The 18,663-nt window shown below is 68.7% G+C and carries 19 protein-coding genes and 1 pseudogene; 5 read left to right on the top strand and 15 right to left on the bottom strand.

Features of this window, described 5'->3' with window-relative positions:
- Positions 1–3 precede the first annotated feature (3 nt).
- The 6 genes from ABZ664_RS29640 to ABZ664_RS29615 form a co-directional block, all read right to left on the bottom strand.
- Complete coding sequence (locus ABZ664_RS29640; RefSeq protein ID WP_362516785.1) at positions 4–672, bottom strand: Type 1 glutamine amidotransferase-like domain-containing protein; 669 nt, start codon at positions 670–672, stop codon at positions 4–6.
- A gap of 559 nt (positions 673–1,231) precedes the next feature.
- A complete protein-coding gene (locus ABZ664_RS29635; RefSeq protein WP_362516783.1) occupies positions 1,232–1,519 on the bottom strand; it encodes a hypothetical protein in 288 nt (95 codons plus the stop codon).
- A gap of 205 nt (positions 1,520–1,724) precedes the next feature.
- Positions 1,725–2,573, bottom strand: coding sequence for a hypothetical protein (locus ABZ664_RS29630; RefSeq protein WP_362516781.1), 849 nt, complete (start codon positions 2,571–2,573; stop codon positions 1,725–1,727).
- A gap of 381 nt (positions 2,574–2,954) precedes the next feature.
- A complete protein-coding gene (locus tag ABZ664_RS29625) occupies positions 2,955–3,848 on the bottom strand; it encodes a hypothetical protein (protein ID WP_362516779.1) in 894 nt (297 codons plus the stop codon).
- A gap of 209 nt (positions 3,849–4,057) precedes the next feature.
- Positions 4,058–5,014, bottom strand: coding sequence for a helix-turn-helix domain-containing protein (locus tag ABZ664_RS29620; protein WP_362516777.1), 957 nt, complete (start codon positions 5,012–5,014; stop codon positions 4,058–4,060).
- A 115-nt stretch (positions 5,015–5,129) separates the two neighbouring features.
- Positions 5,130–5,618 carry a hypothetical protein gene (locus tag ABZ664_RS29615; RefSeq protein WP_362516775.1) on the bottom strand — a complete coding sequence of 163 codons (489 nt, stop codon included), beginning with the start codon at positions 5,616–5,618 and terminating at the stop codon, positions 5,130–5,132.
- 400 nt (positions 5,619–6,018) lie between these two features.
- Between ABZ664_RS29615 and ABZ664_RS29610 the strand changes: the two genes are divergently transcribed.
- Positions 6,019–6,396: a hypothetical protein gene (locus tag ABZ664_RS29610; protein ID WP_362516773.1), complete on the top strand. Its 378-nt coding sequence runs from the start codon at positions 6,019–6,021 to the stop codon at positions 6,394–6,396.
- Between the two features lie 429 nt (positions 6,397–6,825).
- On the opposite strand, the gene trpS is transcribed toward ABZ664_RS29610, so the two are convergent.
- The 4 genes and pseudogenes from trpS to ABZ664_RS29590 all read right to left on the bottom strand — a co-directional run bounded on the left by trpS (position 6,826) and on the right by ABZ664_RS29590 (position 9,588).
- Positions 6,826–7,806, bottom strand: coding sequence for a tryptophan--tRNA ligase (gene trpS / locus ABZ664_RS29605; protein WP_362516771.1), 981 nt, complete (start codon positions 7,804–7,806; stop codon positions 6,826–6,828).
- A 239-nt stretch (positions 7,807–8,045) separates the two neighbouring features.
- Positions 8,046–8,363 (bottom strand): annotated as a pseudogene (locus ABZ664_RS29600) (crosslink repair DNA glycosylase YcaQ family protein); the annotation flags it as partial.
- The gene (locus tag ABZ664_RS29595; protein ID WP_362516769.1) at positions 8,336–8,752 is read right to left on the bottom strand and encodes a glutaredoxin domain-containing protein; all 417 of its coding nucleotides are present in this window, start codon (positions 8,750–8,752) and stop codon (positions 8,336–8,338) included. The gene ABZ664_RS29595 and the pseudogene ABZ664_RS29600, both read right to left, overlap by 28 nt.
- 221 nt (positions 8,753–8,973) lie before the next feature.
- Complete coding sequence (locus ABZ664_RS29590) at positions 8,974–9,588, bottom strand: TetR family transcriptional regulator (RefSeq protein ID WP_362516767.1); 615 nt, start codon at positions 9,586–9,588, stop codon at positions 8,974–8,976.
- A gap of 62 nt (positions 9,589–9,650) precedes the next feature.
- Here ABZ664_RS29590 and ABZ664_RS29585 point away from each other — a divergent pair, with 62 nt between their 5' ends.
- Positions 9,651–10,583: an NAD(P)H-binding protein gene (locus ABZ664_RS29585; RefSeq protein ID WP_362516765.1), complete on the top strand. Its 933-nt coding sequence runs from the start codon at positions 9,651–9,653 to the stop codon at positions 10,581–10,583.
- Positions 10,584–10,633: 50 nt separating this feature from the next.
- Here the strand turns inward: ABZ664_RS29585 and ABZ664_RS29580 are convergent, their stop codons facing one another.
- Together ABZ664_RS29580 and ABZ664_RS29575 are read right to left on the bottom strand one after the other, a co-directional pair.
- Entirely contained in the window at positions 10,634–11,473 is an 840-nt protein-coding gene (locus tag ABZ664_RS29580; RefSeq protein ID WP_362516763.1) for an alpha/beta fold hydrolase, read from the bottom strand.
- A complete protein-coding gene (locus tag ABZ664_RS29575; protein WP_362516761.1) occupies positions 11,470–11,727 on the bottom strand; it encodes a DUF4180 domain-containing protein in 258 nt (85 codons plus the stop codon). The genes ABZ664_RS29580 and ABZ664_RS29575 overlap by 4 nt, the downstream gene beginning before the upstream one ends.
- Positions 11,728–12,089: 362 nt before the next feature.
- On the opposite strand from ABZ664_RS29575, the gene ABZ664_RS29570 reads away from it, so the two are divergent.
- Positions 12,090–12,893: a hypothetical protein gene (locus ABZ664_RS29570; protein WP_362516759.1), complete on the top strand. Its 804-nt coding sequence runs from the start codon at positions 12,090–12,092 to the stop codon at positions 12,891–12,893.
- 406 nt (positions 12,894–13,299) lie between these two features.
- On the opposite strand, the gene ABZ664_RS29565 is transcribed toward ABZ664_RS29570, so the two are convergent.
- Positions 13,300–13,773, bottom strand: coding sequence for an NUDIX domain-containing protein (locus tag ABZ664_RS29565; protein ID WP_362516757.1), 474 nt, complete (start codon positions 13,771–13,773; stop codon positions 13,300–13,302).
- A 343-nt stretch (positions 13,774–14,116) separates the two neighbouring features.
- Here ABZ664_RS29565 and ABZ664_RS29560 point away from each other — a divergent pair, with 343 nt between their 5' ends.
- Positions 14,117–15,112 carry a MerR family transcriptional regulator gene (locus ABZ664_RS29560; protein WP_362516755.1) on the top strand — a complete coding sequence of 332 codons (996 nt, stop codon included), beginning with the start codon at positions 14,117–14,119 and terminating at the stop codon, positions 15,110–15,112.
- A gap of 127 nt (positions 15,113–15,239) precedes the next feature.
- On the opposite strand, the gene ABZ664_RS29555 is transcribed toward ABZ664_RS29560, so the two are convergent.
- Complete coding sequence (locus ABZ664_RS29555) at positions 15,240–16,193, bottom strand: zinc-binding dehydrogenase (RefSeq protein WP_362516753.1); 954 nt, start codon at positions 16,191–16,193, stop codon at positions 15,240–15,242.
- Between the two features lie 227 nt (positions 16,194–16,420).
- Between ABZ664_RS29555 and ABZ664_RS29550 the strand changes: the two genes are divergently transcribed.
- Entirely contained in the window at positions 16,421–17,764 is a 1,344-nt protein-coding gene (locus tag ABZ664_RS29550) for a hypothetical protein (RefSeq protein ID WP_362516751.1), read from the top strand.
- Between the two features lie 325 nt (positions 17,765–18,089).
- Here the strand turns inward: ABZ664_RS29550 and ABZ664_RS29545 are convergent, their stop codons facing one another.
- Positions 18,090–18,662 carry a dihydrofolate reductase family protein gene (locus ABZ664_RS29545; RefSeq protein ID WP_362516905.1) on the bottom strand — a complete coding sequence of 191 codons (573 nt, stop codon included), beginning with the start codon at positions 18,660–18,662 and terminating at the stop codon, positions 18,090–18,092.
- Position 18,663: the final 1 nt, after the last annotated feature.

Here is an 18,663-nt window from a genome sequence, read left to right as displayed (position 1 = left end):
ATGTCAGGAGGAGAACAGCCTCCAGTGCCCCTCGGACACGACGTCGACGGTGCCCTCGGTCACTCTGATGGCGGTCTCGTCGTCGATCGCATACGCCGGACCTGAGATTCCGGCCGCCCATCTTTCCGCGTCGGCCATGGTGTTCTCCGGCAGGAGCTCGTGATCCAGGTGCGGGAAGATCGAGAAGTCGACGATGCCCAGTGTGCTGTCGCTCCCGGCAGGCGGTTCCCAGCCGACGAAGGTCTCTCCGATACGGGGGGTCATCACCATGCTTCCGGCGCTCAGTCCCACCCAGACCGTCTCGCGCAGCGACGGCAGGAGATCCGCCAGCCCCGACTGCCGCATCCAATGGCACAGGTACAGGGCGTCGCCGCCATTCACCAGCAGGACGTCTGTCTCTCGGACCCAGGAGACCCAGCGTCCTTCGTCGATGCTGGGCAGCGCGGTGAGTTCCAGCACTCCCAAGGACTTCCAACCCAGCTCGCACATGGGGGTGGAGGACTGACCGCTGATGAAACGCCATGCCCCACCGGGATTGCCCTGGGGGTGCCCGTAGCTGGCGGTGGGGATACAGAGGGCGTTGGAGTCGGCGATCGGTTTGCCCAGTAAGTCGACCAGCGCGCTGTGGATGCTCGGGTTCTTGACGCCGGCGGAGGTGAGAAGAAGCTTCATGCTTGCCCCCTGTACATAGCGGTCATGACGCTCTCGTCGAAAGTCGAGAGATCGGTGCATAGGAAGGTTGATGCGGTGTTCGGTCGTGTTGAGCTGTTCACAGAGCTCTGGATCGTGGCTGACCGGGCAACCGCTTCAGGCGAGCCGCGCTCGGCTGCTTGGTGGAGAGGGCGTCCATGGAGGTCTGTTCCCGAATTCGGGTCGGCGCCCGCGTCGAGCTGGGCACGGAGCAGAGCGAGATGCGTCCAGCCGTTCCAGCCCATGCCGGACTATCCGGCTCTGTCGGTGACGTCCATGGCACTCCCTGGGAGGATGTATTAATACGAGCGCTGATCATGCCGTACAAGACTGACAAATTCGGGCCGACCGCGGGAAACGCAACTTCCCGTAGCCATGGTCGCCCCAGGTCGGGCGGCTGGGCGGAGTCCGCTAAAAGTCAGCGAACCGGCTGACACGGGAGCGCAGCCGGGACCGATGGACGTCATCGTCGCGGCATCTGACGACACCGAACGGCATCCGTTGATCGGAAACGGTGCGTCCCACCGGGGTTCGAATCCCCTCATTTCCGTGCTCCCCCCAGCTTCAGTTGGCCATCGCGCCGGCGCGGATCCGGATACAGGTCGGCGAACAACCTCTCGGCACCGCCCGCAGCCATTTGCTCGGCCCGATGGACGACATTCGCATCGAGTACGGCCCGCATCCGTGACCAGTGTGGCGCGGTGAGCCGGTCATGTGCCGCACGCAGTTCCGCGGCGATCGCACGCGGTCCTGCCGCCGGCTGTTCAGCGAGCGCGGCGGCCGGGGCGGAGAGGCCTTCGCCGAACAGGCGCCGGAGGCTGATTCGCACTTGGGGTGCGGGTGTCCTGCGCAACACGGCAAGGTCGTCGTCGATGGACGTCCCCGAGCCGAGCAGGGCAGGAACGAGGAACTCCGGCCAGTTTGGCCGGTCGCTGACGATCAGCGGCCATGTACGTGAGAGATCCAGGGGATCTCTGGCGAGCTCACCCGCCGCCCGCCGCAGCTACCGCAGGTGGAGCGGGTTCCGATCAAGATTACCCAGCTGCTGCAGGCGGGCCACAGTCTCCGACAGCGGCGAGATCGCGAACCGGGTCGCCGCCAACTATCTCGACGTAGTCCAGCTCGGCCGCGAACGGTCCGTCGTCGTGCTGGAATCGCAGCGTGTTCCATTTGTGGTCCAGCTTTAGGGTGGCCGACGCGTGCGACCAGGTTGTCCAGGTGGGGCTACCCGGATAATGCACTACGATCTTGCGCGAGCCATTCACCGTCAGGTACTGCCGCGCGTCGCCATCGGCGGCGCTATACCGCACGTTCACCTTATAGATGTCGGCCCTGGGCGCGTACACCTTGATTTCGACCCAGCTGTCCGGGTAGTTCAAATGGCCCATCGAAGCGTTGTTCGATGCGTCGTCGATATTGTAAAGGCGTCTGGCATTGTTGCAAGAGCCGTCCTCAGCCTCGTAGCGGACCGACGCATCTGATACGACGGCCAGGGCGATCAGGGTGGTCACCACGACAGCCGACACGGTCGTGATCAGCAGGACCGTACGACGTCGCGGGCCACGGGCGTGGGCGGACTCTGCCTGGCCGGACCCCGGTGTCCCCGTGGTGGATGCGATGTCGTCGACGGGCCGGCTTCGCAGTTGCGCGCGTAACGCCAGCATCGCGACGACCAGCCCGGCCGCGCCCGTGAACGTGCCGATCACGCTGGCCCGTTGGCTCAGCATTTCCAGTATGTCCTTCTGCAGATCGAGTGGGTCGACCAAGACCCAGGCCAGCCCCATTCCCAGTAAGACCGGCAACGCCACGCTCGCGGCGATCCGCACTGCCCGCCACTGCCGCGAACCGGGTGCTCGCTCCTGCTCTCCCACCGCCTTTGACATGGTTCCAGGGTGGCCTCTCGATCACCTCAGGCGGACACCGGTAAGGAAATTGTTGCCCTTGTGCTCAGAATTGGTCGCGTTGTAGTCGGCGTCCGCAGCCGGGCGGGGACTGATTGTGAAATGTGTGGAATAGGGGCAAATTCGGCTAGTGGTTCCTGATTAACCGACAGGTGCCATAGACGATGATCGTGCTGTCGGCGCACCGATCAGCGTCAATTGCCCGGTGGCCGCACCGTCCGTTCCCGACAGGCATGTTCCGCCTGTCCCGCCGATCTGCGCCGGCGCCCGTTGGGCGTCCGTTTCGCCGCCGATGGGGGCACGGTGTCGGCATCGGAGGAGGACGAGAAGTTCTGGAGCTCACGGTGCCGGAAGCGGACGTTCTCACTTCACCAGTTCGGTGCGCAGCTCGTGGCTGTCGTCGGGCAGCCGGGCCTCGTAGAAGATCCGGTGAGCGCCGCTGGGAAGGGGCAGTACGTCGAGGTAGCGGACGTCCGCGACGGGAGGGCCGTCGACCGGCGTCAGCGGCGCGCCTCCGGCGCCGCTGGACGGCGTCACCAGCCCAGTGCGTTCACGCCAGTTCTCCGCCGCCGAGGCGCGCCCGTCGTAGCAGGCGCGGCCGTCGGGCAGCACACTGGTCAGACGCGCGCCGCGGGCGTCCCATGAGCCGGGCCGGCCGGTGAGGACGACGCCGTGCCATCGCCAGCTCAGCCCGTCCTGGCTGGTGGCGTATGCGGTGCTCATGCGGTCTTCCGCGCCCGGCACATCGAGCGGGTGGCAGCAGATCCAGGCCCGCCACTCCGTGCCGTCGTAGCGGATCACCGGGTCCTTGACGCCGGTGCGGACGTCGCCGGCAAACACCACTCGCACGTCCGCTTCAGCCAGTCCCTCCGGGGACGCGGCCTCGATCGCCCCGATCCACCAGTGCTTGGTTCCGGGCGTGGCGCAGCTGACATACAGCCGCCAGCCGCCGGACGGGGTGCGGACCAGGGCAGGGCGCTCCACCATCGCCGCGCCGAAGCGGTGGCGCGGCAGGACGGTGACGGTGGTGAAGCGCTCGCCGTCCGCGGAACGGGCCACGACGTTGTAGTCCTCGCCACCCTTCCGCACGCGGTAGGCCAGGACGAACGTGCCGTCGGCGTCCAGCACGGCGCTCGGTGCGCCGGCCCAGCGCTGCGGCCCGGCACCGGGCGCGTGGACGGCGACCGTGAAGCGCTCCTGCGACGGCAGGGGGAAAGGGCGCGCGAGTGAGGGACGGCAGTGTGTGCTCGATGTCATGCCCCGAGTCTGTGAGAGCGGATGATTCAGGAGGAGTGGCAGCACTGCCCGGTTACCGGAAAATCCTGCCATCCTCGTGGTCGTGCCCCGAAGCCCCGAACCCGGGACTCCTCACGACCGACCTCGCCCAGCCGCTCGGGGAGCGACATGCCCGTCACCCGTGGCAGAGGCGTAGAGGGAGCAGCCGGTACGCCCGTGTCGGCGGCCGGTTACGTACTGTGGCGGAAGGCGCGGCGGTAGGCGGCGGGGGCGATGCCGCGGCGGGCGGCGAAGTGGTGGCGCAGGGTGTCGGCGCCGCCGAACCCGGCCCGCGTCGCGACGGCGTCCACACTCAGATCGGTGGTCTCCAGCAGTTCCTCGGCGAGTTGGAGCCTGCGTTCGAGCAGCCAGCGGTGCGGGGTGGTGCCGGTCAGCGTCTTGAACCGCCTGGCGAACGTGCGCGGCGACATGGCCGCGCGTGCAGCCAGCGCCTCCACGGTGAGTGGCTGATGGAGGTGCTCCATGATCCAGTCGAGCAGCTCCGACAGCTCGTACGGGGTGCGCGGTGGCGGCATGGGCGCCTCCACGTACTGGGCCTGCCCGCCGGCCCGGTGGGCCGGTACGACCAGGCGCCTGGCTAGGGCGTTGGCCATGGCGGCGCCGTACTGCAACCGGATGAGGTGCAGGCAGGCGTCGATCCCGGCGGCGGCCCCGGCGCTGCTGAGCACCGGGCCGTCCTCGACGTACAGGACGTCGGGCTCGACGCTGACCCGCGGGTGGCGGCGGGCGAGCAACTCGACGAACTGCCAGTGGGTGGTGGCACGCCGGTCGTCGAGCAGCCCGGCGGCTGCCGGCAGGAAGGCGCCCGTGCAGACGGTCAGCACCTTGGCGCCTCGCGCGACGGCTTCCCGCAGGGCCGCCAGCAGGGGAGCGGGAACGGGCGCGTCGAGCTGAGGCCAGGCGGGCACGGTGATGAGGTCGGCGTCAATCAGGCGCTCCAGCCCGTGCTCGACCTGGATGGTGTACCCCGAGGTCGTCGGGATCGTGCCAGGCCGCGGTGTGCAGAGCGTGAAGTCGTGAAGCGGCAGCCCGTCGTCGGAGCGATCCAGGCCGAACACCTGGCAGACGATCCCGAGCTCGAACGCGGCGGCCCGGTCGCCGACGACGGCCACGACCTTGGGGATCATGATTTCATTATGGCGGCTTTTTCCCGCTTATTGTCATTGCTGCCATTGACGTGCAGGTCGTCAGTGGCCGGGGCCGCAGGGGGTAGCGTCCGCGACTTCCGGGAAACGATCACCTTCATTTCAGGAAGCGATCTTGTAGGCCCCTGTTCTGCCCCAGGTCACCCGTACTCGTGAACACCCCCTCTTCACCGCAACCGAATCCGATCCACAGCCGGTCGTACTCCTGCGCCAGACTCGACGGACACGGGTGCGCGGTGAGGTCGATGCGCTTGGTGATGGCGAGCGTGGCGGTATCGATCTCGATCACTTCGTGCGAATCGCGCAGCGCCGCGTACACCTTCCTGCCGACCCCCGGCGAGGCCAGGGCGACAGCACCGGACAGGCCGGGGATCGTGTCGATGACCTTGCCGTCGATGGGCGCGACCACGATCTGATCGCCGGCGGCGACGAAGACCTTGCTGCTGCGCGCCACCACGTCTCCGCCCTTCCCGGCGACGCCGAGGTCGGTGACGGTCACGGCGGCCGTGGCGGTGGGCGCCTGAGCGACGAGCGGGGCCGCCGTCAGGAGCAGGGTCCCGGCCCAGGCGACTAATCGGCGGGACAAAGGAGCCCGGGCAGAGGTTGATGGGCGCACAGGCACTCCGTTCTGGAGAGGAAGGGGAGAGTCGAGCACCCGGGCATGGCTACGGGACCCGCTCTCGTTGACGGCCTTCGTAAATCGAACACATATTCGCATAGTGTGAGATTGTCGTCTAGAACACTGGTCGGTTGAGCTGATCGGGGTGCTCGCACTTGCGCTGGACGCAGCATCGGCAGGACTCGTTTGACGCAACGTGCGATCTGATTCTCCAGCCAGGTTTTGTTGGTAGAGATCCGGCCGGGCGCGCTCGCATCCGGTTCCGGTCGTCCTCAACGTCGGCCCCGCTGTGCAGGGGCCTTGGGGGTCGTTTCCCGGGAAGCCATCGGGGATGTCTGCCGACCCCGAAACCCGGTAGCGTCAAGCCATGCCCGCCTTTGCGATCACAGGCCTGATCCTGCTCGTGATACTCGCCGCCCTCCAGATCGCCCTTGCCGCAGGAGTGCCCTTGGGCCGCTTCGCCTGGGGCGGCCGGCATGACGTGCTGCCTCGAAACCTGCGGATCGGAAGCGTGGTCGCGGTCTTGATCTACGTTGTGTTCGCGCTGTTCCTGCTGAGCAAGGCCGGCCTGGTGTCGATCATCGGCGAGCCGCTGTTGACGATCGGGATGTGGGTGATCGTGGTTTACCTGGCGCTGAGTTCGGTGTTGAACCTGTTGTCGGGCAGCAAGTTCGAGCGCTCGGTGATGACGCCGGTCGCGCTGGTGATGGGGGTGGCGTTCCTGGTGGTGACGTTGACCGCGTAGCAGCGGGCACGTCGGCGCGGCGTCGACGTTCGAGTGACTCCGCGACTTGCGACATCGCTCGGGCGGCCCCGACGCTCTCCACCGACGTGTGGGGTGCGAAAACCCGGATGCGGCCTTGGTCTGCGGTTATCCGCCCCGTCCGGAAGGTCCGGCGTGAGCAGCCCGGCCGGCGAAGTACGGCACACGTCAAGATCGATACCGTTGTCGGCGTACTCCCGCTCCATTTCTGAGATCATCGATCGCGTCGCATCCAGGCTTTCTGTACGGCATGGTGCGGGTCGCCCAAGGGGGTGACTTCTGCTTCTCCTGGGACGGGAGCCCATCGAGTACCGATGGATCTTCACAGATGAGGGCGACGGCACATCACGACGGCCTCCCGCCCGGGTCGTCGTCAGCCACGCGGATGGCCAGGCCCCCGCACCCGCTGACTCATCCGGGTAGCAGGCCGATCGCCGCCTTGGCCTGGCGTACCTTCGCGCCGGCCACCCCGCGGGCACGGCCGGCACCGGCCCGCAGAACCGCCTGGACGTGCCGCGGGTCCTCGGCCAGTCGCAGGTAGCGGTCCCGGAGAGGGGCGAGGGTGGCCACCACCGCGTCGGCGACCGCTTCCTTCAGCTCGCCGTACCGGTCGAACCGCCCGGCCAGCCGCTGAGGCTCGTCGCCGGTGCAGGCGGCCAGGATGGCGAGCAGGTTGGACACTCCCGGTTTGCGTTCCGGGTCGTAGCTCACCACGGTGTCGGTGTCGGTGACCGCACGCATCACCTTGCGCCGCAGGACGTTCGGCTCGTCGAGCAGTCGAAGCACCCCCGCCGCCGAGGGGGCCGACTTGCTCATCTTGTCGCCGGGTGACGCCAGGTCCATGATGCGGGCGGCGACCGGCGGGTTGACCGCACGGGGGACGGTGAAGGTGGGGCCGTATCGGGTGTTGAACCGCTGGGCGACATCGCGGGCCAGCTCCACGTGCTGGCTCTGGTCCTCGCCGACCGGCACCTCGTCGGTGTCGTACAGCAGGATGTCGGCGGCCATCAGGATCGGATAGGTCAGCAGCGACATCCGGACCTGGTTCTGACGGCCGGACTTCTCCTTGAACTGGATCATTCGCTGGGCCTCGCCGTACCCGGTGGTGCACTCCAGCAGGTAGTGCAGTTCGGTGTGCTCGGGTACGTGCGACTGGACCAGGAACAAGGACGCGTCGGGGTCTGCGCCCGCGGCCAGCAGGATGGTCGCGAATTCCAGCGTCCGCCGCCGCACCTCGGCCGGATCGTGCTCCAGAGTCAGGGAGTGCAGGTCGGAGATGAACACCACCGTGTCCGTGACGGCCTGCTTGGCGATTATCGGGGCGATCGCGCCGATGTAGTTGCCCAGATGCAGGTCGCCGGACGGGGTGAAGCCGGTGAGTCGTCGTGGCATCGGTTTGGCTCCCTCAGGATCGGGAGGCCGCCCTGGCCGGGCCACCGAGGTGCGAACACACGAAACGGCCACCCGAACCGGGCGGCCGCGTTGTCGGTTACGCGGATGAACGGTGCCGCCCGTCAGGGGCGCCACCAGCCAAGGAACAAGAAGATCATCCGCATGTTGAGACCATACCATTCGGCGGGCGGAGATCGCAGTCAAGCCGGTGATGATCCTTGTGTGATCTTTCATGCCCACCGCGGCCGGAGCGATTCGACGACTTCGCGTAGCCGGGTCATCCCGCTCCATGCCTTGATGTCCTTGGCGGAGGCCGGACCGAATGCGGTGAGATAGCGCAGGACAAGTTCCCGCGCCGGCGGTTCGTCGGCCGGTGGCCGGTCGAGCCACCGGTCGGCGAGCGTGAACCGGCTGACGCGACTCCTCGGCGAGGCCATGGCGTTCGAGGTCCCCATATCTCGTGGTCGGCTGGGAAGTCTGAAGGCGCCGCCAGGCCAGGCGGCATGTCGAAACGGACGGACGCGACCTCTTAGAAGGGCGGTTGCGCACGCAGCCATTGAGGATCGGGGTTGACGTGTGGCTTGCCGGCCACCACCACGGTCGGCACCGTCTCGTCGCCGCCGGTGGCCGCCCGGACCGCCGCGGCGCCTTCCGGATCGCGCCAGATGTCGACCCAGTGCATCCGGTGGGCGTGGCGGCCGAGCCGGATGCGCAGCCGCAGGCAGAAGCGGCAGCCAGGGCGCCAGTAGACGATCGGGCGGCCGTCGGCCTCGCTGCGGCGTAGCGCTTCCGCCGCGCCGATGGACTTCGGGAACATCAGTGGGGACAGCAGGACGGCGCCCAGCAGGAATATCAGGAGCGGCGCGACGGCGGCGCCCGGGGACCCCTGAGCGGTCTGCCGGGCCGCTGCGGCGAGTCCGAGGGCCAGGAAGAAAATCGGTAGCATCCATCGGCGCAGCATGTGATGACGCTAGCGCACCGGACGGGGGCGTCAGCGGTCGAGGGCGGTAGCGGCGGACCGGCAGCGAGAAGAAGATCGCGACAAGCAGCAGTGGCCAGGCCAGGGTCGGCACTGCGGAGTGCTCGGCGATCCTCGCCGCGTTGGACTGCCTGCCCCGGTGGTGTCAACGCTCGGCGGCGCCGGCCGGAGTGTGCGGGCGCGGCGGGCTAGGGTTTGCCCGTCGCGTGGCACAGCCGGGCGAAGGCGTGGTCCGCGTCGGCGACCGCCTCGGGTCGCACATCGTGTGCGGTCCGCCCGTCGGCGATCTTCTGCCAGTTGGTCCTGGCCAGTACGCGTTGGACCGCGATCACCTGGGCTGCCTGCAGCCGGCCCCGGACACCCGGGTCGAGGACGGCGGCCAACGCGTCCTCGTCGTCGAGCATGTACTGCAGGAGCCGTCCCGCCAGAGTTGGCGTGGTGAACACCAGCCGATGGAACGCCACCACCTCAGGATGATCGTTGAGGCCGGTGACCGGCTCGAAACGATCGAGACCGGCCAGGAAATGCCGGTGCAGCGCCGTTATCGGTGTGATCCCCGAGGGCCGGTCGCGGACCACGCGTGCGGCTTCACCGTTGTGGTCCGCGAAGCGGTGCAGGATCAGATCTTCCTTGGTGGCGAAGTAGCGGAACAGCGTCGGTTTCGACACCTCGGCCGCCGCGGCGATGTCGGACACCGATACCTGGTCGAACCCGTGCGCCAGGAACAGCGAGATCGCCGCCTCGGCGATCGCGTCCCGGGTTCGTACCTTCTTGCGGGCCCGCAGCCCGACCGGCTCGCTCACCTCGTCAGGGTAACATTTGTTACTGAGTTGCTTTTTTAACTCGGTAACGAAAAGATGCGCCCATGGAACAGACAGACACCTCGCCGCACCCCGTCGACGACGGCGAGACTGCCATGACACCTGCGGGAGGGCCTCCGGTGCTCGTCACCGGGGCGACCGGACGCATCGGCCGCGCCGTGGTCGACCTGCTGACCGACGCGGACGTGCCGGTCCGCGCCCTCGTGCGCCGCTCCGAGTCGGCGGCGACACTGCCCGCCGACGTCGAGATCGCCACCGGCGATCTCACGGTGCCCGAATCGCTCGACGCCGCGCTGCACGCCGTCAGCACGGTCTTCCTCGTCTGGACCGCCCCGCCGCAGACCGCGGCGGCCGTCGTCGACCGGCTGGCCGCCCACGCACAGCGGGTCGTCTACCTGTCCGCACCGCACCGGACCCCGCACCCGTTCTTCCGGCAACCGAACCCGATGGCGGCGCTGCACGCCGAGATCGAGGAGCTCATCGCGGCCACCGGACTCGACTCGACGATCGTCCGGCCGGGGATGTTCGCGTCGAACGCCCTGTTCTGGTGGTCCGCCGCGATCCGTGGCGAAGGAGTGGTCCGCTGGCCGTACGGCGCGGCCGAGACGGCCCCGGTCGACGATCGGGACGTGGCCGCGGTCGTCGCACGGATCCTGCGCGAGGACGGACACGCCGGCGGCGACTACGTCCTGACCGGCCCCGAGTCACTCACCCAGGCCGAGCAGGTAAGCGTCATCGGAGACGTGCTGGGCCGCCGGCTGACGTTCGAGGAACTGGCGCCCGACGACTTCCGGCGCGAGACCCCGGAAGCCTCGCGCCCGGCCGTGGACATGCTCCTCGCGGCGTGGAACGCCACGATGGGACGCCCGGCGTACGTCACCTCGACGGTGTCCGACCTCCTCGGAAGGCCGGCACGAACCTTCCGCCAGTGGGTCACCGACCACACCGCATCGTTCACCGAGAACCCCACCCGATGAACCGGCAAATCTCTTTCTGACAGGCTTTCGGCGTTGAGTGACCTTTCACCTCAGGCCCGAAGGAACTCGGCGATCGGCTCGGCCTGGCCGAAGATGGCGTGACCGGCTTCGGGGAGCAGGTTCACGGTCGAGTGCGGGATGCACTCACGGACACGCCGGGCGGTCTGGTGGGAGTCGAACATGGCGTCGTGGCCACCGACGATGACGAGTACGGGCATGGCGAGGCCGCGCAACGCCTCATCGGGGAATACCGGCAGCTTTTCCCTGCGCGGGTTGAAGTGCGTGAACGTCAGGACGACGGCGTCGAGCGCCTGCCGGTCCTTCTCCCCGTCCAGTCCTGCGACGGCCATCGCCGACTCGCGTAGTCCATCGCGTCGGAACGGGCGGGTCAGCAGGGCCTTGAAGATCCAGCCGACCTTCTGTCGTCCCACGCCGCCGGGGCACACCAGCACCAGGCGGGTCACTCGTTCTGGACGGCGGATGGCGTAGTCCAGGGCCGTCCAGCCACCCAGAGACGTGCCGACGAACGCGGCGTCGGTGATCTGGAGTCCTTCCCGCACGTCGTCCAGCCACCGGGATACCGCATCAGAGTCCAGGGCAGGGCGCGAAGGCGCGCTCAGGCCGGGCTCGCCGACGAGGTCGACGGCGTAGGTGCGGAAGTGCTGAGACCAGGTGGCGATATCGCCTCGCCACATCGACGTGTTCGCACCCGAGCCGTGCAGCAGCACCAGGGGCGGTGCGTCCTGCGGGCCACAGGCCAGGACGAAGGTCTCGCCCTCGCGCGTCGGCACCCACAGGTGCTCGGCGGGAACCGGCCAGGCCTCCAGCACCTGCCGATAGTGGTCGCGGAGCTCGCGTTCACCGGCCTCGGACCTGTAGATCATGGTCATGACGGATCGCACCCCCTCCTCGCGCGTCGAGCGCGTTGAAATGTGGAACGAGCCGGCCGGACCTGTTCGGCGCGCCGACGAGCGCGCGGAGCAGGACCGGCCACCGGACATGAGGAGAGGTCGCCGACGACCACGGGCTTCAGCCGGTAGGTGACGACCTTCTGCGTGGGCTCGCCCGCCAAACGGGAGCTCTGCGAGAAGAACCGCTGTCGCAGGCGTGCCATGGGCGGCGCCACCACGTCCCGTTCGAGCATGGGACCACCTCCTTGGCAGCAGTGAAAGCCTTCTCACCGTGTCAAGGTCAAGCGCGGTCACGTCGCGAGACGGTCTGCCCCGTGTCCGGCGGTGTCAGGGGGCTGGTGGAGGTTGGAGTTCGCGTCGCCGGGTCGGCCGGGCTGGGGCTGTGTCACGGTTATGCGGCGGATGGGTGGCCTGCTTCGGCCCATGAGCGGTGTGCGGTCAACGGACCCTGCTGGAGTTTCGAGGTTGTCAGCAGGTGCGTCGGGCTCGTCGTGAGGTTCCCCGTGGACGCGTCCTCCACCTGGCGCCACTCTTCATGATCGACTATAGGGTGAGGCGTTCGCTCCCATCCCCCCGAATCCTCAGGAAGCGTCCCGTGTCACGTCGTCACCGTTCAGCCCTGCCCGCCCTGCTCGTCGCCGGTCTGTACGGCGCCGCGCTGACGGTCGCCGTCGTCGTCGCCCTGACCTCTGGCGACCTCGGTCCGCTGTGGTGGCTGACGATGTTCGCGACCATGCCCGAGGGCGTCGCGGCGACAGGGCAGAACCTGCTCTTCCTGGTCCTGGCCGGGATGTCCTGGGCGTGGGGGATCTGGCAGATCCTGCGCGGGCCGTCGGCGGGACCGCCGCCCCAGCAGGACCGGAACACCCTTCGGGTGCGCGTGGCGCTCTACGTCGCGGTGGCCACGATGTGGCTGCTCGATGTCACCGCGTCGTTGATCTGGGCGGATACGACGGTGATCCACTCTGCGGTGATGTGGGTGGTCGTGCTGCTGTTCGCGCGGGTGCTGGGCCGCGACCGTGAGTACACGCGAGGCGCGGGGGTGCTGGGGTACGGCGGTTTCACCGTCATCGGCGTGCTCGACCTCGTCGGCCAGCCCGTCCCGGGTTGGGCGGAGATGGTCTGTGGCCTGGCCGGCCTGGCCTGGACGGTGCTGATCCTGCGGGTTCAAGCGGGCGACGACCGCTGGGAGAAGGCGACCGTCGCGTACGGTGTCGCCGCCCTGGTGGTGCCCATCCTGCTGCTACTGGCGGCATCGCCGTTCCGGGATGAGGGAAGCGCTGTCGAACCACTCGGTGTGGTCTCGACCGTCCTGGTCATGATCTGGCTGGCCCGCTCCGCCCACGACCTCGCCGCCCCGCGCCACCAACCGGCCGCCCAGACCATGTCGGAGGCATGAGCCGACGAGCAGCCGCGGTGTCGGCCGTTGTCGCCGCGCTCGTGTGGGCGGCGATCGCCATGGTGATCATTCGTCCGGACGATCCTGAGGGGACCGCCCCAAGATTGTGCTCCCCAGGATGTCGCGTCCCAGCGGACCATCGAACGCGTGCGTGAGGCAGACCTCGGCTGAGGGGCGGGATCAGCGGACCGAGGAGACGTCGTTGAAGGCGTTGACGGCGCCGTCGCCTTGATCGCCGACTTGGTGATGATGTCGACGGAAGCACTGTCGGTGAAGTCGCGATGGCCGTAGGCGAAGGCGGTGGGGAAGCCGGGCGTGACCAGGGGTTTCACGGTGGTGACGGAGTTGGCGTCGACGCGGAGGACTTCCGTTCGGGGGAAGGAGCGCGGCTGCTGTCGCGGTCGTTCTATGACGCGGCGCGTCGCAGGCCGCGCAGAACCCACGGCGGGCAGTTCGCGTCCGCTTCGGCCTCGGCGACGGTGAGCCAGACGAGCCCGGCCACTTCCTGCGCGGAGGCGGCGATGGGCTGAGCGTGCGCCGGCAGTTCACCGCGGAAGACCACGTTGATCACCGGGTCGCCGTCGTCGGTCGTGAAGAACGCGCTCTCCACGTAGGTGAGCACGACGTCCGTCACGTCGACGCCGATCTCCTCGGCCACCTCCCGCCGTGCGGTCTCCTCCAGGACGTCGGCTCCGGCGCCGTCGATCTCGACCTTGCCGCCGACACCGGCCAGCGCACCGGGAGCGTGGGCCTCCTGTGCCCCGCGCTGGATGAGCAGCCAGCGGTCGTCCCGCTCCAGGAAGACCTCGACGTTCACGACGAATGCCGGTCGGCCCCTTCGCGTCGTGCAGGCCGACGTGTCAGGTGGGTGAATGTCCATGCTCGGTGACTTTACGCGGAAGGATCCTCAACATGATCGTCCATGTGTCCAGGGCGGGGATTTCGTACGTCGAGTCCGGGAAACGATCAATGCCGTTCCGGGAAGCAATCTTCCAGCCTCCGCTTCGACATATGTCAGGGGTATTCGTGAACATCCTGCAAAAAGGAGCCGTTCACGAGATGGCCTGGGAAAGTCTCATGAGGTGCCCTCCTGATCTTGGGATCAGGAGGGCACCTGTCGTTTCGGAGGGTTCTGGCCGAGATTCCAGCCGAGCTGTGCGGCCGCATGACGGTGGCGGGGCGGGACTTGAGTCTCAAGCCGCTTGAGACACCATAGTGACGGCATGGACGACAACGAGCTGTATCCGATCGGGGACGTGGCACGCCGGACCGGTCTGAGTGTCAGCGCCATCCGCTACTACTCCGACGCCGGGGTCATCGCGCCCACAGGTGTGACCGGGGCGGGCTACCGCCTGTACGACGTCCGGGCGATCGCCCGGCTGGAGCTCATCCGCACCCTCCGTGACCTGGACGCCGGCCTGGACGACATCCGCCAGCTACTCGACGGCGAGACGTCGCTGCACGATCTTCTCGCAACGCACCTGGAGCTCGTCGAGCGTCAGGAGCGAGCCCTTCGGGCCAGACGGGCCGTGCTGAGAACCCTGGTCAAGCAGGACGGCACGGTCGCGCAGGTGACCCTGATGCACAAGCTCGTCTCGATGCCCGACGAGGAGCGCGAGCGGCTCGTCGACGACTTCTGGAACGAGGTCGGCGAAGGCCTCGACGTACCCTCCGGTTTCGTCGAGCGGTTGCGGACGATGCGACCGATCCTGCCGGAGGACCCCAGCGCAGCCCAGCTCGAAGCCTGGATCGAGTTGGCCGACCTGCTGCGGGGCGAGGAGTTCCGTGACGCGGTCCGCTCCTATCTCCGGGACACCTACGGCACGTTCCCCGGACGGCGCATGGCCGCCGCACCGGTGTGGGACTTCATCCACGAGGAGGGGGCGAAGGTCGGGGAGGAGATCGTGGAGGCGTATCGTTCCGGGCTGCCGGCGGACTCTCCCCGAGCGCGGGAACTGGTCGTTCGGATGGCGAACGCGTCCGCCGAGGCCGTCGGCGGGCAGGCCACGGCCGAGTCGCGGGAGCGACTGGCCACGGCCTTCCTCCTCGTCGAGAGGATCCAGCGCGAGAATTCCGATAAGGAGGCCCGCTACGACGCGACCCACGGCAGGTACCTGTCCCTGGTGGCCGTGATCAACGGGACGCCGCCCGCTACGGACGAGGAGGGGCCCGAGCTCTTCGCGTGGATCGCAGCGGCCCTTCGCGCTTCGGCCCGGTGAGACGGCGGACGGACAGGCCGGAAAATCGAGGTTCGCTCGCGCGTCGAGTCGCGGATCAGGCTGAGGTCGGTCCGATCGTTCCAGCTGATCGCGGTATGTGGTTCTGCGGGGGGGTCTTGGGGCGTTGTCAGATCAGGAGCAGGGTCTTGCCCAGGGCGGTGCGTGACTCGATCGCGGTGTGTGCGTCCGCGGCGCGTTCCAGGGGGAAGGTCTGCCCGACGACAGGCCGGATCCGGCCCGCCACCGCTTCCGACATCACCTGCCTCGTCCACTTCTCCATCTGGGGCCCGAAGCCGAAGAGCTGCTCGATCCCGATCACCTCGACCCCGCGCCGTCGCGCCCGCGCGGGGTCGATCGTCGTGACCTGGCCGCTGGAGGCGCCGTGGACGGAGAAGCGGCCGCCGTCCGCCGTCACCTCGAACGCGGCCTGGCCGATCTCGCCGCCGACCCCGTCGAACACCACATCGGGGCCCGCACCACCGGTCGCCTCGCGTACCCGGTCCGTCCAGCCGGGATCGGAGTAGTCGATCGCGACCTCCGCGCCCAGATCGCGAGCCAGTTCCAGCTTCCGCGCGCCGCGCGCGGCTGCGATGACCCTGGTGCCGGCCGCCCGGGCCAGTTGCACCAGCAGGCTGCCGACACCGCCACCCGCGGCCTCGACCAGCACCCACTCACCAGGACGGATGCGGGCTCCCTCCACCAGGCCCAACGCGGTGCCGCCGTCGGTGTACAGGGCGACGGCCTCGGGCAGTCCCAGCTCTTCCGGTACCGGGATCAGGTCGCCCACCGCGGCCACCGCACGCTCGGCGAAGCCGCCGCTCTCCCCGGTGCCGGCGAGTACACGTCGTCCCGACCAGGCCGGATCCACGTCCTTTCCGAGCGAGGCCACCCGGCCGGCCACCGTACCGCCCGGCACGTACGGCAGTTCGGGCCTGGCGTGCCACTTGTCGACGCCACGCCGGATCTGCGTCTCGACGAAGGTGATGCCCGCGACGGACACGTCGACCACCACCTGGCCGGGCCCGGCGACCGGCTCCGGCGCCTCGCCCGCGACCAGCACCTCCGGACCTCCGAAATTCATGACCCTCACCACTCGCACGTCAGTCGCTCTCCCGTACTCGGCTGTCCGACACCGGCGCGGAGCAGTCTCCAACCTCAACCTCGATAGAGGTCAAGCGACCGCGAGCCACGCCCCCGAACTCGGTGCGGCCAGAGGCCGTCGCCGTCGGTTCGGTTGGTTGCCTGCGCGGTGCCGTTCCCCGATGATCCAAATGGGGGATCACACACCGAAGGGCGACGATGAGGGTATTGCTGATTTTTCTGGGGGTCACCGCGGTGAGCGCTCTGGTCGCGGTCGTCCTGCTGTTGCGGAGCCCGGCGGACGGAGGGCTGAGAGAGGAGCGGGTGGCCTCGGACTCCACCGCCACGGCCCCCGCAGCCCCCGTGGCGGGAAAGAGCGTGTTGCTGGACGTCGAGGGCGCCGTCCTTGAGGAGTTCTCCGGCGACTGCGCGGGCGTCGGGTATCCCTACCTGTGCCGGCAGGTCAAACAGCAACTTCTCGCCCAGGATCCGCAGTTGCTCAACCGCAGGGGCCTGACGATCCGCACGACGATCGACCAGCGGCTCCAGCGGGCGGCGCAGCGGGCCATCGACGCCCACGTCCACCGCGACGACCCGCAGGTCGCCACCCAGGTCATGATCGTCCCAGGTGAGGGCGCCATCAGGGCCATGGCCACCAGCCGCGACGCCGCCGCCGACAGGGCCGCCAACGGGGTCGCCTTCCAGCAGGGCACGACGGCGATGCCCTACGTCCTGGCCGCCGCGCTCGCCGCCGGTCTGCGCCACGACGACGGCTTCCAGATCTCGGACGAGTACCGCGCTCCGAGCTACGCGGCGTTCAGGAACTGCGCGAACGAGGCGGTCGCCGACCCGACCCACACCGTCGTGAACCGGGAGAAGCGTGGGGACCGGTTCGTCACCCTGCGCTCGGGCACCCGGGAGGTGGTGAATACCTTCTACATGCGCCTGACGGAGAAGGTCGGGCTGTGCGAGACCGTCAGGATGGCCGAGCGTCTCGGGCTCGGACGCGCCGACGGGACGCCGCTTCTGGAGTTCGAGACGTTCCCGCTGGGCATCAACGAGGCCGAGCCCGTCTCGGTGGCCAACTCCTATGCCAGCCTCGCCGCCCGCGGCCGTTTCTGCGAGCCGACGGTGATCACGGAGATCCGCGACGGCTCGGGTGCGCCACGCCCCTTTCCGCCGCGTTGCCGGCAGGTCCTGGACCCGGCGGTCGCCGACGCGGTCACCGACGTGCTGTCGGAGGCCCTGGGGGAAAGCGCGCTCGGCGGCATCGGCCGCGAGGCGGCGGGCATGCCCGGCACGACCGACGCCTTCACCGCCGCCTGGTACGCCGGATATACCCCCGGCCTGGCCTCGGCCGTCAGCCTCGGCGACTCGCGCGGCGCGTTCCAGCACGACCTGAGCGACGTCACCATCGGAGGCCGCCACTATCCGTGGGTGGACGGCATGTCGCTTCCCGGCCTGGTCTGGAAGGAGGCGATGACCGAGGCGGTGAGAGGAACGGAGGAGACCGGCTTCACCCGGCCGGACATCGGGCGCTTCGGCGCCTGCCGCGATGCCTGCCCGAACTGACCGCCGCGGCCCACCCGCCCGGCCACCGCCGCCGTCCCGCCTGCCGCGTCGTGCCCGAAGGCTCCGGCGAGCAGTCCGGTGGCCGGTAGCGGGGCCCGTGGACGTACCTGGCCGGGGTGCTCATGGCCGTAGTCGTCGCTTGCCCGCCAAGGCCGGTCGTCCACTGCGGGAGACTTCCCCCCGGACGGCACAGGGAGGAGGAATCGTCCCGCTACGACACCGGGAATGGGCGCGCGCCATGGCGCCACGCGGATGAGGAGGGCGCGATCTCGCCCGTGAGGTCGAGCCGAGCGGACGCGCCGAGGTGTCCGGCTTTCTCGGGGTGCTAAGCCCTGGTGAGCCAGGTGACCTGGGTGCCGTTGTCGAAGGACTCGCGCCGGGTGGGGGTGAACAGGGTGGGGCGGAATTGTCCGGAGAACAGGGAGATGCCCGCGCCCGCCACCACGGGGTAGCTCTTGAGGATGATCTCGTCGATCTCCGGGAGCAGGGAGCCGGCGAGCCTGCCGCCACCGCAGAGGTAGATGTCCATGCCGGTGTCCTCGGCCTTCAGCCGCCGGACGAGCTCGACCGGGTCGCCGGTCTCCACCCGCACCGTGGGATCGTCGATCGTCAGGGTGCTGGAGACGACGTACTGGCGCAGGTGGGCGTACGGGCTGGTGGTGGGGACGTCCAGGGCCGGCTCGTAGGTGCCTCGGCCCATCACCAGCGTGTCGAAGACCTTGTTTGGCGCGTCCTCAAGGCCGACAAGCCTGCGGACATGGGTGGGGAGCGTCTCGGGGTAGCGGTCGTTGATCCAGGCGGCCATCTGGTCCGACACGGGGTAGAAGTCGAACTCGGCGTTGGGGCCCGCGATGTAGCCGTCGAGCGAGACGGCGACGTAGTAGACGAGCTTTCGCATA

Origin of the sequence: Streptosporangium sp. NPDC006930, from assembly GCF_040635605.1 — a bacterium.
Taxonomy (GTDB): Bacteria; Actinomycetota; Actinomycetes; order Streptosporangiales; family Streptosporangiaceae; genus Streptosporangium.
Note: the sequence above shows the minus strand (reverse complement) of the source record. Positions and strands in the feature narration are given on the sequence as shown.

Excerpts from the sequence above, each read along its gene's own strand:
- ABZ664_RS29640 (WP_362516785.1), bottom strand. The coding sequence starts at position 672 with ATGAAGCTTCTTCTCACCTCCGCCGGCGTCAAGAACCCGAGCATCCAC.
- ABZ664_RS29630 (WP_362516781.1), bottom strand. The coding sequence starts at position 2,573 with ATGTCAAAGGCGGTGGGAGAGCAGGAGCGAGCACCCGGTTCGCGGCAG.
- ABZ664_RS29625 (WP_362516779.1), bottom strand. The coding sequence starts at position 3,848 with ATGACATCGAGCACACACTGCCGTCCCTCACTCGCGCGCCCTTTCCCC.
- ABZ664_RS29620 (WP_362516777.1), bottom strand. The coding sequence starts at position 5,014 with ATGATCCCCAAGGTCGTGGCCGTCGTCGGCGACCGGGCCGCCGCGTTC.
- ABZ664_RS29610 (WP_362516773.1), top strand. The coding sequence starts at position 6,019 with ATGCCCGCCTTTGCGATCACAGGCCTGATCCTGCTCGTGATACTCGCC.
- trpS (WP_362516771.1), bottom strand. The coding sequence starts at position 7,806 with ATGCCACGACGACTCACCGGCTTCACCCCGTCCGGCGACCTGCATCTG.
- ABZ664_RS29595 (WP_362516769.1), bottom strand. The coding sequence starts at position 8,752 with ATGCTACCGATTTTCTTCCTGGCCCTCGGACTCGCCGCAGCGGCCCGG.
- ABZ664_RS29585 (WP_362516765.1), top strand. The coding sequence starts at position 9,651 with ATGGAACAGACAGACACCTCGCCGCACCCCGTCGACGACGGCGAGACT.
- ABZ664_RS29580 (WP_362516763.1), bottom strand. The coding sequence starts at position 11,473 with ATGACCATGATCTACAGGTCCGAGGCCGGTGAACGCGAGCTCCGCGAC.
- ABZ664_RS29575 (WP_362516761.1), bottom strand. The coding sequence starts at position 11,727 with ATGCTCGAACGGGACGTGGTGGCGCCGCCCATGGCACGCCTGCGACAG.
- ABZ664_RS29565 (WP_362516757.1), bottom strand. The coding sequence starts at position 13,773 with ATGGACATTCACCCACCTGACACGTCGGCCTGCACGACGCGAAGGGGC.
- ABZ664_RS29560 (WP_362516755.1), top strand. The coding sequence starts at position 14,117 with ATGGACGACAACGAGCTGTATCCGATCGGGGACGTGGCACGCCGGACC.
- ABZ664_RS29555 (WP_362516753.1), bottom strand. The coding sequence starts at position 16,193 with ATGAATTTCGGAGGTCCGGAGGTGCTGGTCGCGGGCGAGGCGCCGGAG.
- ABZ664_RS29545 (WP_362516905.1), bottom strand. The coding sequence starts at position 18,662 with ATGCGAAAGCTCGTCTACTACGTCGCCGTCTCGCTCGACGGCTACATC.